The organism is Psychrobacter sp. Pi2-51, assembly GCF_904846665.1.
GTDB lineage: Bacteria > Pseudomonadota > Gammaproteobacteria > Pseudomonadales > Moraxellaceae > Psychrobacter > Psychrobacter glaciei.
Map to the genome: position 1 here is coordinate 29,914 of NZ_CAJHBP010000010.1, position 14,264 is coordinate 44,177.

The 14,264-nt window shown below is 44.1% G+C and carries 9 protein-coding genes and 3 tRNA genes; all 12 read left to right on the forward strand.

Going from position 1 to position 14,264, the window contains the following annotated elements; all coding sequences use genetic code 11:
- The first annotated feature begins 350 nt into the window (after positions 1 to 350).
- The 12 genes from JMY08_RS07305 to JMY08_RS07360 all read left to right on the forward strand — a co-directional run bounded on the left by JMY08_RS07305 (position 351) and on the right by JMY08_RS07360 (position 14,249).
- Complete coding sequence (locus tag JMY08_RS07305; RefSeq protein WP_201592606.1) at positions 351 to 1,832, forward strand: McrB family protein; 1,482 nt, start codon at positions 351 to 353, stop codon at positions 1,830 to 1,832.
- A gap of 12 nt (positions 1,833 to 1,844) precedes the next feature.
- Complete coding sequence (locus tag JMY08_RS07310; protein ID WP_201592607.1) at positions 1,845 to 3,416, forward strand: McrC family protein; 1,572 nt, start codon at positions 1,845 to 1,847, stop codon at positions 3,414 to 3,416.
- A gap of 228 nt (positions 3,417 to 3,644) precedes the next feature.
- Positions 3,645 to 3,721, forward strand: a tRNA-Pro gene (locus JMY08_RS07315).
- Positions 3,722 to 3,830: 109 nt separating this feature from the next.
- A tRNA-Arg gene (locus JMY08_RS07320) sits at positions 3,831 to 3,907 on the forward strand.
- Positions 3,908 to 3,947: 40 nt separating this feature from the next.
- Positions 3,948 to 4,023 (forward strand) — tRNA-His (locus JMY08_RS07325).
- 634 nt (positions 4,024 to 4,657) lie between these two features.
- Positions 4,658 to 5,593 carry a helix-turn-helix domain-containing protein gene (locus JMY08_RS07330; protein ID WP_194620741.1) on the forward strand — a complete coding sequence of 312 codons (936 nt, stop codon included), beginning with the start codon at positions 4,658 to 4,660 and terminating at the stop codon, positions 5,591 to 5,593.
- Positions 5,594 to 5,922: 329 nt separating this feature from the next.
- Entirely contained in the window at positions 5,923 to 6,987 is a 1,065-nt protein-coding gene (locus JMY08_RS07335) for a hypothetical protein (RefSeq protein ID WP_201592608.1), read from the forward strand.
- A gap of 105 nt (positions 6,988 to 7,092) precedes the next feature.
- The gene (gspF, locus tag JMY08_RS07340) at positions 7,093 to 8,295 is read left to right on the forward strand and encodes a type II secretion system inner membrane protein GspF (protein ID WP_189583041.1); all 1,203 of its coding nucleotides are present in this window, start codon (positions 7,093 to 7,095) and stop codon (positions 8,293 to 8,295) included.
- A gap of 373 nt (positions 8,296 to 8,668) precedes the next feature.
- Positions 8,669 to 9,130 carry a type II secretion system major pseudopilin GspG gene (gene gspG / locus JMY08_RS07345; protein ID WP_189584089.1) on the forward strand — a complete coding sequence of 154 codons (462 nt, stop codon included), beginning with the start codon at positions 8,669 to 8,671 and terminating at the stop codon, positions 9,128 to 9,130.
- A gap of 398 nt (positions 9,131 to 9,528) precedes the next feature.
- Positions 9,529 to 10,098: a protein-disulfide reductase DsbD N-terminal domain-containing protein gene (locus JMY08_RS07350; protein ID WP_201592609.1), complete on the forward strand. Its 570-nt coding sequence runs from the start codon at positions 9,529 to 9,531 to the stop codon at positions 10,096 to 10,098.
- Positions 10,099 to 10,156: 58 nt separating this feature from the next.
- Entirely contained in the window at positions 10,157 to 12,349 is a 2,193-nt protein-coding gene (locus JMY08_RS07355) for a protein-disulfide reductase DsbD domain-containing protein (RefSeq protein WP_201592610.1), read from the forward strand.
- 463 nt (positions 12,350 to 12,812) lie between these two features.
- Positions 12,813 to 14,249, forward strand: coding sequence for a phospholipase A (locus JMY08_RS07360; protein WP_201592611.1), 1,437 nt, complete (start codon positions 12,813 to 12,815; stop codon positions 14,247 to 14,249).
- The last annotated feature ends 15 nt before the right edge of the window (positions 14,250 to 14,264 follow it).

Consider the following 14,264-nt stretch of genomic DNA (forward strand, 5'->3'; position numbering starts at 1 on the left):
AAAATTCCTTATTTAGGTCAGTTAGATGAGATTTTAGCATGATAAATTTTCATGATAGTGGCAAGTGAGGTAGAGGTTATCGTCACCGCTATTGCGACCATATTACCTTAACCCAAGTGTCACTACTATTATTAGCATGAACTACCGCGCTTATAAAATGCCAGTAACGTAGCCATATAATTAAGGGCAATTAGGGGTAATTAGGAGTGATGAGCGTTTGTGAAATACTTTTAGACGAAGCTATCTGTTAGATTAAGCTGCTAGCTGTAAAAATAACCATGCTGTAATAGTGGTATTTTAGCACAATTTTATTATTTTTTTGATACCCATTTTGGATGCTGGACGACGTTATGCCTGAGAGAGAGATTCATGAGCCGACCAATATTATTTATACTGGCGTTGCTGGTACTGGTAAAACCTACCAGTTGCTCCAAGTTGCTCAGCGATACACTGACGATTTGCCGAGAGCAAACGCGGCTGATTTGCTGGCACAGTTATTACAAACGCTAAGCTGGCGTGATGTGGTATGTTTGGTGTTTTTAGATTTTCACTCTGAAAAACAAGACCTTATAAAAGTGCCTGAAATCGTCAATCATGAATTTTTTGTCGCCAAAGCCGCACAGAATGCACGTGAGAAAAATTTAAGTAATACGGCATGGTCAGTGCTGCAAATGCACAGTCCCACCAGCTCAAAAACGGTCACGTACAAGAACCGTGCTAGCCAAGCCTACTTTGATAAAGACAATAGCGGGGCATGGTATTTACTTCCTGAGAGCATGCTGTTACTAAAGGATTTATCGCAGAAATTAGCGGAGTTTCAGCAGGCGCAGCATGATAATACCGCAAGCCAACACCACGCTTTTAGTGATCAGCGTTTTAGTATGGTCAGTTTCCATCAGGCCTATGGTTATGAAGAATTTGTTGAAGGTATTCGCCCCGTTATGTCGGCGTCTGGTCATACGAATCCTCATCAGACGGGCAATAACCAAGCACAAATGAGCTACGCTATTCAAGATGGTGCGTTCCTCAAGCTCTGTCAGCGTGCAGCGCGTGACCCTAAACGGCGCTATGCCATACTGATCGATGAGATTAACCGTGCCAACGTCTCACGGGTATTTGGTGAGCTACTCAGCCTAATTGAAGCGGATAAGCGAGCTGGCACGGCAAACGCTATGAGTGTTAATTTGGCCTACTCTGGGCGTGCTTTTAGTGTGCCAGCCAATGTCGATATCTACGCCACGATGAATACCCAAGACCATTCTTTAGCGCCATTAGACATGGCTTTGCGGCGTCGCTTTCGCTTTATTCACTGTCCGCCAAAGCCAGAGCTGTTATCTATTATCACCGCTTTTGGCAACGCCAATCAAAGTTTAGAAAGCACTCAGTCAGCAGCATCCATAGATTTGACCAAATTGCTGACGGGTCTAAACAATCGCATTAACCAAACGTTGGGGATCGAGGCACAATTGGGTCATGCATTTCTGTTTGGTGTACAGAGTTTGGCGCAGCTACAGACCGCATTGATTGAACAAATCATTCCGCAAGTGGCACAAGCGGCGGGCGGGCAAGTCGCTATCTTGCAGTATGTGTTCAGAGATGAGCAGCAGCCGATGAGGGCGCAGTTTATACAAAATAGTCAAGCGGCGATTAGTCGGCATTTGGATGACGAAATAAATGATCAGACGAATACTATGACACCAAGTCAATTATTTAGCGGCCACAATGCCTTTTTAGGACAGTCGATGCATACTGGTAGCTATAAGATTAATGAAGATTTTCTCGCAAGGACAGGCGAGTTTACCAATTCATCCGTCTACCAGCGTTTATATTAATAAGGTTGCCAAGTGTTCATCAATAGCGTTGCATATGCCCCTATGAATGGTACTGTCAATAACAGTATCGCCAGTAATGTTAATAGCACTACTATGAAGGTGCTTGATACCAATATCATGACGGTATTTGAGCATCAGCGTTTGACGGTTCATGATTTTTTGCAAGCGTCTGATTTTCAGTGGTTGATGGCGCAAGAGTTTGCCGTATTTACTATCAAACGCAAGCAGGGACAATGGCAGCTAAAGGTCGGGCATTATATTGGCATAGTGTTATTGCCCAGCGGTATGACGCTTGAGATTTTGCCCAAGATGATTGCCTCAGCGTCTACCAGTCGCACGCCACAGCAGCAGTCTTTTGAACCTCATAAAAATAGCGTTAGCGATATCAGACAAGCCCGTCAATGGGTACAAAATATGCTGTCCGACTTGATTAATCCTAGTAACCGATACCATAGCAAACTGCCCAATACAAAAAACTTAGGTCAATTTAACGCGCAGATGACGCCCCTGCCGCTAAGCGCGCCATCGTTGTCGGATTGGCTCGCGCACCAGTTTTTACAGCGTTTGGCACATTATCAACCGACCCAGCATTATCAGGCTCAGGTGGATAACCAAGCAACGCTACAAGGTCGGCTATTGATCAAAGAGCAACTGCGCCGCAATAGCGTACAACCGCATAAGTTCGTCTGTGAACGCAGTGTATTGAGCCAAGATATGCTGAGCAATCGCGTGATCAAGAGTGCATTGGTATGGCTGGCACCACTCCTACAAACAGCCATGCCGCCGAAATCCATACAGCTTTGGCAATCAGTACATGCGCTTAATTACCATGAGCGGCAGCAACTAGAGTCGGTATATCAGCAAGCAAAGCGCCAACTAGCGCTGCAACCCTTGAGTCAACTACAAGCAAACGCCGCCCAGCAATTGCTAGATTTGGCTTATTGGCTATTGCAGCAGTCAAATATAGAGACAGGCAGCGGTCTTGATACCAACTTATCCTCTAATCAATCTTCATCACGACCACGTTTGTGTCTGTTGATTGATATGAATCAAGCTTTTGAGCAATGGGCAAGCCTACGTATCGCTTTGATGTTTGAGCAATTAAATTTAAATTATAAAGCACTGCATCAAGCACAAAGCGTGTGGTTGAATGATGCAGAAGGGCAGGCATGCTTATCTATCCGTCCGGATTTACTTATTTATCAGACACCAGATTATGATGATGTTTATCACGATAAAAATTATGGGGAAAATCCCTATAAAAATAGCCATGGCACGGCTAGTGCAAAAAAAACGCGTAACTACAGCCATGTGATCGACATAAAGTGGAAGCATCTGAGCCATTCAGGAGCGATCAGTGCCAGTGATGCCTATCAGTTGACCAGTTATGCGCAAGCGTATCAAGCAGGACAGGTGTGGTTGGTCTATCCGGTGCAAGGCGATATCAGGCAACCGGTAGCACTCAGACAACAAGTTCAGGGAAGCAGCGATAGGGATAGCAATCCCTCAAACGTGGCAAAGCTGTGGCTTATGCCTTTTGATGTCTTGAGTGGCACGTTGAACGGTAAGCTCCTGCAAGAATGATAGACGCTATCATTGCTGTGTTTCACTAACCATAACTCGCAACGAAAAACGGCTATTTAAAACAATTTCAATAAAATTTGGTTAATTTATGAATTAATTGAAAATAGGTGTTGACAGCATCGTCTTTTCCCCTTAATATGTGCACCTCGATAGCGAGGAACATTAAGCAGTTAGCGGCATTGCCGATAACGAATTAATCAACTTAACTATCGTGATAATAGAGAATTTCGGAGTGTGGCGCAGTTTGGTAGCGCATCTGGTTTGGGACCAGAGGGTCGTAGGTTCGAATCCTATCACTCCGACCATCTATTTTAAGAGCCTTACAGGCTTTTTTTTATGTATAATGATATTGTTTTTGATGTTATAAATTTCTAATATTATAAGCAGATCAAAATTTGTAAAAGTCCTTTAAGAGCGCCTGTAGCTCAGCTGGATAGAGCATCTCCCTTCTAAGGAGGTGGCCGCAGGTTCGAATCCTGCCAGGCGCACCATTTAGCCTGCAAATCTTGCCTTCCTTGGCAAATAGTTATGGCGGTTGTAGCTCAGTTGGTAGAGCCCCGGGTTGTGATCTCGGTTGTCGTGGGTTCGAGTCCCATCAGTCGCCCCATTTTATTTAATACTATTTTCTACTTATCTTATTTATACATACTGATTGCCCTCGTTGGCATTTTTTTTCGTCTGCATTTTTTACTTCTTTATTTTTTCAATTCTCTGACCATTTTCTTCTGGTTAGACGATCGCGTATCACCCCTTACTTTTCGCTCATGCCGTGTTGGTTTTTTAAATCACCAACGGATTTATTAGTCGCTAATTTTCTTATCAGTGTTTTGTCACCAATATTTTATGGCTACAGTTGATTTTGACAAAGCTTAATTTTAACAAAGCTTAATTTTGATAGGGCTTGGCTTTTATTTAGTCATATATCCCTACTTCTTTTAGGGTAAACTGCTCATTATTAAGTAAATATAAACTATTCATTAAAAATTTAGAATAATGATTTGATGGTATTGGTGAGGGTGGCTAATTTAGAGTACTGAGCCTTATTAATGTTGCTAATATTAAATATTCCTACAAAGGCAATAGAAGACCGTCTTTCTACAAATTCGGGTTCGATATGTGTTTAGCGTACGTATAATTTTAAGTGCAGTCCACGATAAGTGATTTCTCTTGTGTAATATCTCTTAGGTGGTTTATTTTTCAGGGTTAAGATCAACTGCCATAGATTATTGAGGAAGTTATTGATGGACGCACTGAGTGTATTGCTACAAAATGTGCATTTGTTTGAAACAAAATATTATCGTTTAAATGGTTCTGGTAATTGGTCGTATTCACTGACCAGAAAAGACACCATTCTATTTTATTTGGTGATGTCAGGTAGCTTTTGTATCGATGTGGGCAATGGCTTACGAGAGGCACATGCTGGCGACATCATCATGGTTCCCAATGCTTATCAACATGTCAGTTATGCGCTGAGTCATCATGGAAATGATGCAAAGCCGTTGGATGAGCTGCTCACTAATTGCAAAGACAATACGCTTGATATGATAAGTGATGGCGATGAGCAGTCGTCGTTGATACTAATCGAGTGCAAATACGACAAAGAGATGGTTAATCCTTTATTGTCGGTGTTGCCATCGATATTGCCTGAGATCAATAATGACACCGATGGTCGGTTTGAGGTCATTGATGTAGAGATTAAACTTTTAACCTTAGAGTCTCAGCATGAGCGCATGGGCAAAACGGCAGTGATCAATCATTGGGCAAGTATTATGATGATTGAGTGTTTGCGCGTTTATATCGAAAGCATACCTGAGGCAACAGACAATTGGTTAAAGGCGATGAAAGATCCGTTTTTAACCAAAGCACTAGCCGCGATGCATAATGCACCCAGCCAAAATTGGACGATTCTGACGCTTGCTGAGGTCGCTGGCATGTCACGCTCCAGCTTTGCCCAGCGCTTTAAAGATACTGTCGGTATGCCGCCACTGACCTACTTAATCGATTATCGCTTGCGTTTGGCCGCCCGTTATTTACGTTTGCAGCAAAACAGTATCAGCCGTATCAGTGAGCTGGTCGGTTATGCGTCGGACTCGACCTTTAGCCAAGCCTTTAAGCGCGTCTACGGGGTGTCGCCAAAAGCGTATCGCCAGCAGTATCAAAGACAGTTGCTGGCTTAGTGCCTGACAGCGTCTTTAATCTAATCATAAAAACACCATCGCAAAAATATCCTCGTAAAGCGTTAAGGTTGAATATTCGACCTTAACGCTTTTTTTGTTTTATATATGCTTGAATACTGAATATTCTCACTCGATAAAGAAACCTAAATGGCATCATTTGATTAAGAGTCTTTTGCTGTTGTAAAGCTGACAATGCGCTTAGGTTCAGGTACTATGGAGTGATGAGTCGCCTAGGTGCGACCACTTGCTTCTAGCGCTTTATATCTTACTGTCTGGCAATGATATCTGGTGACTCAAGCGATGTTTATTTTTGAAGCTGATGGTGTGTTATGACTGAACCGACCGCAAAACCAACTGCAAAATCGTATGACCAAAAGGGCGCTTCTACGTTTGCCAAAAATAGCAGCAGTATCGATAAAAATGATATCGGACACAATCAGCCTCTGTCAGAAGATAAGCTAAAAAATAAGGTAGCGATTTTGCCTGATAAAGCGGCGTTGTTGGCATTATTTACCTTGCCCACTTCTGAAAATGTAGGGAGTGAAAGCGCAAGGATTGACAGCACAGGTATCGAAAACGCAGAGACTAACAGAACTGCTGTCAACGAAATCAATATTGCTGAGCAGCGTGTGGCGCTGTATCGTGCCCAGCACGAACGTACGCGGTTACTTTATATGGCGTCTGCTGCCACGCGACCCACTTATTTGGTGCAAACACTAAAAGCACAGTTCACCGAATATCAACAGTATCTACTCGCACAGCAGCTTGATAAACGCGGTCTAATGGATACTGATGCGCTTGAAAGGCTTTGGCAGCAGCTGCATGTGGTCGATGATATTATCGCAGATATCGTGCGCCATATGCCCGCACAGCAGCCAGCGGGCTGGCAGCTAACCATGCAGGATGGTCACAATCCATTGCGTTTCGCGACGATTGGCAAGCTTAAACACGGCAAGCCTATCTTAGAGCAAGCCAGCCTCAATAGTTATGTACTCAGTCACTTTGGCGTCAGTAGTTTTACCTATGACCGTGGTTATTACATCGGTCATGTCGTCGGCTATTTATTCAGTTGTTATTTTTGCGCCCATTTGTCTGTTAGCTATAGCGTGACGTCGCTTGGGCAGCAGGTCGTTGCCGATTATGAGTATGCCAGTCTTGAAACCCCGCATATGGTGCGGTTGCTACAAGGCTTGGACAGTTATTGTAAAAAACGTATCTATCAGCTGGCAGTCATCTGTGCGCGGCTTAGTGTTTTCGCCAGTGACAAACGCATTGAGAGAATGTTGATCGCTGAAGTGAATGATTTTGATAAAAAATTGCAACAGCAGCATCTCGATGTTTTATTATTACAAGGCTTGATGCCTGATAATAACGACTCAACGCCTCTGTTTTAAGTGGTTTTTTATCTAAGCCAGCCGTTATTTAAGCACTGATATTTACGCACTGATATTTACGCACTGATGCAACCTTTTTTTGACTACTTTAGGATATCCGCTGCTATGCCCGCTTATCATTATAAAGCGCTCGACGACCACGGCGGTGTCCAAAAAGGCTTACTTGAAGGGGATTCTGCGCGACAAGTACGCCAGCAGCTGCGCGATAAGCAGTGGACACCCGTTGAGGTCAGTGCGGTCAATGACAGACAAAATCAACATAAAAGCCGTTATAAAAAACCATCGGCTTATGAGTTGGCGCTTCTGACGCGTCAATTATCAGTACTACTCGCGGCTGGTATTCCGCTTGAAGAAACGCTGGCCGCCGTCGCCAAGCAATCGCCAAAAACCCATATCAAATCCTTAATGCTTGCCGTGCGTTCGCATGTTTTAGAGGGCTTGAGCCTCGCCCGTGCGTTGCAGCAAGCGGCCAGTTTTCCACCGTTATATATCGCTACCATTGCTGCTGGGGAAAAGTCCGGTCATTTGGATTTGATCCTGAATCAGCTAGCAGACTACACCGAAAACCGTTTTGCGCTGCAAAAGAAAATCCAAGGTGCGATGGTTTATCCGATTGTGCTCATGGTAATGGCAGTCGGGGTAATCATGGGTTTGATGAGCTTCGTGGTGCCCAAAATCGTCAAGGTTTTTGAGCAATCTGAGCAAGCACTACCTTTGATTACCCAAATCGTGCTTAGCCTATCGAACATCATCACCCAGTGGTGGTGGCTGATGCTGCTAGTATTGTCAGGGACGGCGTTTTTGTTTTATCGCTTTGCCCAGACACAAGCAGGTAAGCTGACGATAGATAGTGTCGTGCTTAAACTGCCGATATTGGCGCGGCTATCAAAAGGTCTGAATGCCGCGCGCTTTGCTAGCACCCTCGCGATACTGGTGCGCTCAGGCGTACCGCTGATTGAGGCACTACACATTGGTGCTGCCGTTGCGACCAACTTACATATTCAAAAAACCATTATCACTGCTGCCGATAGGGTGACAGAAGGCTCAAGCTTATCCAGTCAGTTAGAAAAATCCTCATACTTTCCGCCGATGATGGTACAGATGATCAAAAGTGGCGAGAACTCAGGCGAGCTTGAAAACATGCTCAGCCGCGCGGCCAATATGCAAGAAGCGGAAGCCACCAACTTTATTAGTACTTTGCTGTCATTACTTGAGCCTTTGATGTTAGTGTTGATGGGTGTGGTGGTCATGATTATTGTGATGGCAGTGATGCTACCGATTGTGAATATGAATGATTTGGCAGGCTAGCTAATATCTTTCTAAACCTTGCGCCAGCTTTCTTAAGATTTGCTTACTGTTGTATATTGTTGACTGAGCCACATTTTTGCTATGGCAAACTCAAGCACCACGCTATAGTGAAAGCGGGTCAAAATTACTCTCATCAATGTCAGCCGTTACTGAATACTGGCTGTGATGACAATATGAGCGCAGCGCTGGATAAAAATAAAACCATGGTTTATAGTGATAATCGTCTCAAGACTAATCAATACAACTTGACTACCATTTTACGATTTAAATTACTCTGATCCCAAAAGCGATGATAAAAGCGATGACTATGATTGACAACCTTCAAGGAAAGACGGTGCCGCAACGTGAGATAAACCAAGCTCCTTCGGATACCATGGGTGAGCAAACGCCATTATCGGTGCAGCGCCGTCCAGCAAAAGCGCATTACCAGTCAGGATTTACCCTTATTGAGATTATGGTCGTCATCGTGATCTTGGCGATTCTTGCTGGTTTGGTGGTGCCAAAAGTGGTTGGGCAAAGCGATAAAGCGCGTGTCAAAACCACTGAAACCGCACTAGCGACCGTATCGAATGCCCTTGATATGTATAAGGTGGACAACTCACGCTATCCGACCACTGCGCAAGGTCTTGATGCTCTGACGACACCGCCTGCGGATGCCAAAAACTATCCTGATGGTGGCTATATCAAAGGTGGCTATCCAACCGATGGTTGGGAGAGTGAGATGCAATATGTGGCACCGGGTAACGAAGGTCGCCCTTATGATTTATTCTCGTTAGGGGCAGATGGTCAGCAGGGCGGTGAAGGTCAAGATGCTGATATTTATGCCAAGTTATAAAATAATATAGTGCTACTGATAATAAAAAATAGCTGGTAGCGGTTTTAAAAAACAGGATCTACGACCTCACGGTTAATGATCGATGTATATCAATCAATAAGTCATTATTGGTTGATATTTTTTATGCATTGGTCAAAAAAATCCAACGTTATTTCGATATATGATCAACTTAAAATAAAATCAACACGCCCTAATAGTTATGTGCGACTGGTATAAATTTCGCTTGCTTGCTTGCTGCTATCACAGAGGCTACGAAAAATTCATCCCAGTCGCACTGTGTTTTTTTAAAGTAATTCCACTATAAGTCGATAGGTTCAGCGCTAATCGTAGCGCTGGGTTTTGAGTGCTAACCCAGCCAACTTCTAAACATTGAAAGCAGCAATCAAAGGTAGACAACTATGCCAATTAATACGCCATTCTCAAAAATGCTAACAAGCAAAGCTACTGCCAAAAAACCTTACTTATTGTCTTTCATTTTGTTGGGTAGTACGCTACTGACTGGACTGACAGCGACTTTCATGACGGTACAAGCAGCAGGATTGAGTGATTTGTTTAGTAATAATAATAGTGCCTCGCAGTCGAAGTTTTTGCCAGTCGATCAAGCTTTTCAAGTTATCAGCAGCACCAAAGCCACCTCTAAAGGCACGCGTTTATCGATCGCTTTTGAGATTACTCCGGGTCATTATGTCTATAAAGATAAGCTCACTTTACGTTTTCCTAAGGGAGTAAGCGCCACGCCGTTTACGTTTAATCAGTCACCTGTCTCAATCGATGATCCAACTTTTGGCAAGGTACCTGTATTTACGCAAAGGAGTGTGATCGCAACCACGACTCTGATTACCAGCAATGGCAAAGGCGCCAAGAATGTGCCCGTTATTATTGGTTGGCAAGGGTGTGCAACAGCAGGATTATGCTATCCGCCAGAAAAAGTTAAAACGAAGATAAACATTGCTGCGACACGCAGATAACACGCAGACAAACAGCAAGCAGGTTGATTCAAATATCGGTAATAATAGGTAGCCATTCATGTCCATCAAGACATTACGAAAACCCTCATCATTCAGCGCCACCACTCGTCAAAGAAAATCATATGTCTTAGCGCTTGCTATCGCTAGTGGTTCAATACTTACCGGTCTGACAGCGACCTCGATGACGGTGCAAGCGGCAGGGCTTAGCGACCTCTTTAGTAGCGATAAAAGTGCTGGGCAGTCGAAATTTTTGCCAGTAGATCAGGCGTTTCAAGTCAGTACGGATAGTACACCTACCAAATCTGGTACGCGTTTATCAATTAATTTTGATATCACTCCTGAGCATTACGTCTACAAGAAACAAATTAAGCTCACGCTACCTGCGGGTGTGACTGCCGAGCCTTTCACCTTTAGCCAAACACCCTATTCAATGGATGATCCAACTTTTGGCAAGGTGCTGGTGTTTGATCAAGCAAACATGATCGCTACCACCACATTGACGAATAATAGTGGCAAAAATATAGATAACGCCGCTATTGTCGTCGGCTGGCAGGGCTGTGCGAAAGCTGGACTATGCTACCCACCTGAAAAGATTAATACGACTGTCGATATCGTAGCCACATCGGCACAAATAACGGCAGATAATGCTAGTGCTGCGAACAAAGAGGCTGCATCTAATGGCTCTACCGCAAACAACAGTTCTACGAGTACAACCAATTCAACTATAAACTCTAACACGACATCAGAAGATACTGCTGCAACTAATCTTGACAATGCTTTGCCTGATAAAGAGCAAGCACTGACAGACGATGGTGCTATTGATTATGATCTAATTGATGATAGCGCTGTAGAGTATGACTCTTTGGGTGGTAGTGCCGCGGCAAATACGCTCTCTGGAGCAGATAGCAACGTATCGGGTGAGGCGACCAACAGCGACAACGTATTATCTAATAACTTTAACGACAACGATCCCTTTGGTCTGGCGAGCCATCCTTGGCTAGCATTTGGCTTGCTATTCTTAGCAGGTTTGGGTTTGGCATTGACGCCTTGCGTGCTGCCAATGTTACCCATCGTTGCTAACATCGTTGCCCGTCAGAAAAATCCGACAGTCAAAAAAGGCGTGATTTTAACGACCAGTTATGCGATAGGAGTCTCTATTGCCTACGGTCTTTTGGGCGCAGTGATTGCTGTCTTTGGTGAGTCATTAGGTATCATCGGTTGGCTACAAAACCCCATTATCTTAATCAGCTTTGCTATTGTATTCGTTTTGCTAGCACTCTATATGCTCGGTGTCTTTACGATTCGTTTACCGCGCGCCATTACCAGTAAAATGCAAGGTTTAAGTCAAGCCGGTGATAGCAAGTTGGGCAGTACGGGTGGCAGCTTGGTTGCTGGTTTCTTATCAGCCTTAGTGGTATCTCCTTGTGTGTCTGCACCGTTATTCGGGGCATTACTGGCCGTTTCGACCATCGGTAGTCCGCTATTAGGGTTTGCCGCATTATTTATGCTGGGCTTTGGGTTGTCCGCACCGCTGATCCTAATTGGGGCAACGCAAGGCAAAATCATGCCAAAAGCTGGCGAGTGGATGAATTGGGTCAAGCTGGGCTTTTCTTTATTGTTATTCGCCGTGGCGTTGTTAATGATTGAACGCGTCTTTATCTCACCAGTCATGCTATTGGTCTGGGCGCTATGGTTTATGGTCGTGGCAACATGGGCATGGAGCTGGATAGGCAAGGGCCGTATGCTGACCCAAGCATTGGGGTTGATTGCAGGTATTTGGGCGACGACACTGGTTATCGGTGCAGCGTTGGGTAACGATGATAGTCTGCATCCACTGGCCTCACTAACTTCCCCTATGATGGCGCAAACGACTGGCCAGACGACTGGAGTGAGTAATGCCAGTAGCAATGCTAATGATGTGCGCATTACCACTCTTGCGGAGCTGGATGTGATTACCGCGGCTAATCCTAAAGTGATTGTCGATGTCACTGCCGAATGGTGTATTGAGTGCCGTATTATGGACAAAAACCTATTCCACAATCGTCCTATGCAGATGCAGGATTGGCAATTGGTGCGCTTAGATATCACGGAAACCACGGATGCTTCAAAAGCTATCTTGGCACGTTACCAATTGTTTGGTCCACCAACGCTATTGTATTATCAAGACGGTCAATTGGTGAATAAGCAAGTCGGTGAAATCGGTCGTCAAGAGTTTGAGCAAACATTGACGGAATTGAATAAGACACAATAAATGTGATGCTCTAAAGAATGATCAATTTAACTAAAAAATCCATCCAAAGAATCCATCGATGAGCCAGCGTCTCCCTCAGCCGAATAAGCTGAGGGAGACGCTGGTTTTTTTATACCGATTTCTTAATATATGTTCAGTGTCTTATTTCTTAACAATGACCGCATTTACTATTTAAGAGAAGGATTTGTCATTATGGCTGTTAAGTCATTATTAATTGAGTCTATGCTAGATTAAGTCTTGATAACGCTAGTATAATGGCAGTAATTTTATTACAATAACGCAACAATGTTCAAGCAGCAATGCTATGGCCGATGGCTACCAAAACTGGTTATGAGCGACACGCCCCAATAATTTTCAATCACATATCTATATCACTGACGACCAACTTTAGCTTAGCTATTATTGATGCTACCTGCATTAGACAATCTACTGGCTTCAATGCCAATCATGACAAAGGACACTTATGTTTGCTCCTCTTACACCCCAGCATCAGACTCGAAGCCTTATGGCTTTAGGGTTTGGGTCAAAGACTCAGCTGAGCATCGCTATGGGTATCGCTTTAAGCTGTACGGCTTTGCAAGCACAAGCGGCGAATGACGGTCAGGTTTATAATGAGATACCTGTTGCAGAAGCTATGCTTGAATATGACAATGACAACTCTCCACAAGTGATCTACGAGCGTCTAAAAAACCCTAATACGCCTATTGATCGTAGTAAGCTGCCGAGTAATGACTTTGTCGCCAAGCAGGCGAAGTTGTTTTTTGAATGTACGCAAGTACAGACCAGTTCTGCCCGTCTGGCCTGCTTCGATAAGGTAGCTGAGCAAGGCGAAACGCCAAGCTACACGAGTACCAAACAACCGCTAGATTTGGCAAAAACCTTCAAATCGACCATTTCAGGTAACCCGCAAGTCGTCTTTGCTGAAGAGAATACCACGAGTATTGTGCAGGCCAATAATACCGATACAGGTTTACTGGCCAATCAGTCAGATTCTACTGAGAGCTTAGATACCGTTGGACTGACGCAAAGAGAAGCAGAAGTCTTAGAAAACGTAGGCGTCACGCAAGGCGATATCGAAAAGTATACGCCGCTTAGTTTGTCTTATGACCTTGATAAGAACAGCGAGCGTGGTACTTGGACGGTCAGACCCTATCGACCAACCTACGTGTTACCACTATTTTATACGTCTGATCCCAATTTAAATCCAGGGACACCGTCTCAAGAAACAGAGTCTTTGTCTGCAAATGACATACGTGAGACTGAGCTGAAGTTTCAGTTGTCTTTAAAGACTAAAGTTGCTCAAGATTTATTCGATACCAGTGCAGATTTGTGGTTTGGTTATACCCAAGAGTCGCATTGGCAGGTTTATAACGAAGATAACTCGCGCCCATTCCGTGCGACTGATTATCAGCCTGAAATATTTTTGACCCAACCAGTAGCAGCTGACCTACCTTTTGGTGGCCGTCTACGTATGTTAGGTGTCGGTGCTATTCACCATTCTAATGGACAAGACGATCCGTTATCACGCTCATGGAATCGTGCTTATTTGATGGCCGGAGCGGAGTGGGGTAAGCTTTCAGTCATACCGCGTCTATGGGCTCGCGTGAACAGCGATAATAGCAGCGATGATGACAATCCAGATATCGAAGACTATATGGGTTATGGCGATATCAAGTTCTTGTATGATTTGCCTGATCAACAGAGCCTTAGTGGTACCCTGCGTTATAATCCAAGCACGAACAAGGGCGCTGCACAAATCGATTATATCTATCCGTTGTCAGAAAACGTCAATGGTATGGTGCAGTTATTCCAAGGTTATGGCGAGTCTATCATCGATTATAATCATGAAAACACATCTATTGGCTTTGGTATAGTGCTTAATGATTGGAAGGGTTTTTAGTATCAATACTCATCC

Bases quoted from the DNA above. Each gene is read 5' to 3' on its own strand.
- JMY08_RS07305 (WP_201592606.1), top strand. From the start codon at position 351: ATGCCTGAGAGAGAGATTCATGAGCCGACCAATATTATTTATACTGGC.
- JMY08_RS07360 (WP_201592611.1), top strand. From the start codon at position 12,813: ATGTTTGCTCCTCTTACACCCCAGCATCAGACTCGAAGCCTTATGGCT.
- gspF (WP_189583041.1), top strand. From the start codon at position 7,093: ATGCCCGCTTATCATTATAAAGCGCTCGACGACCACGGCGGTGTCCAA.
- JMY08_RS07355 (WP_201592610.1), top strand. From the start codon at position 10,157: ATGTCCATCAAGACATTACGAAAACCCTCATCATTCAGCGCCACCACT.
- JMY08_RS07350 (WP_201592609.1), top strand. From the start codon at position 9,529: ATGCCAATTAATACGCCATTCTCAAAAATGCTAACAAGCAAAGCTACT.
- gspG (WP_189584089.1), top strand. From the start codon at position 8,669: ATGGGTGAGCAAACGCCATTATCGGTGCAGCGCCGTCCAGCAAAAGCG.
- JMY08_RS07330 (WP_194620741.1), top strand. From the start codon at position 4,658: ATGGACGCACTGAGTGTATTGCTACAAAATGTGCATTTGTTTGAAACA.
- JMY08_RS07335 (WP_201592608.1), top strand. From the start codon at position 5,923: ATGACTGAACCGACCGCAAAACCAACTGCAAAATCGTATGACCAAAAG.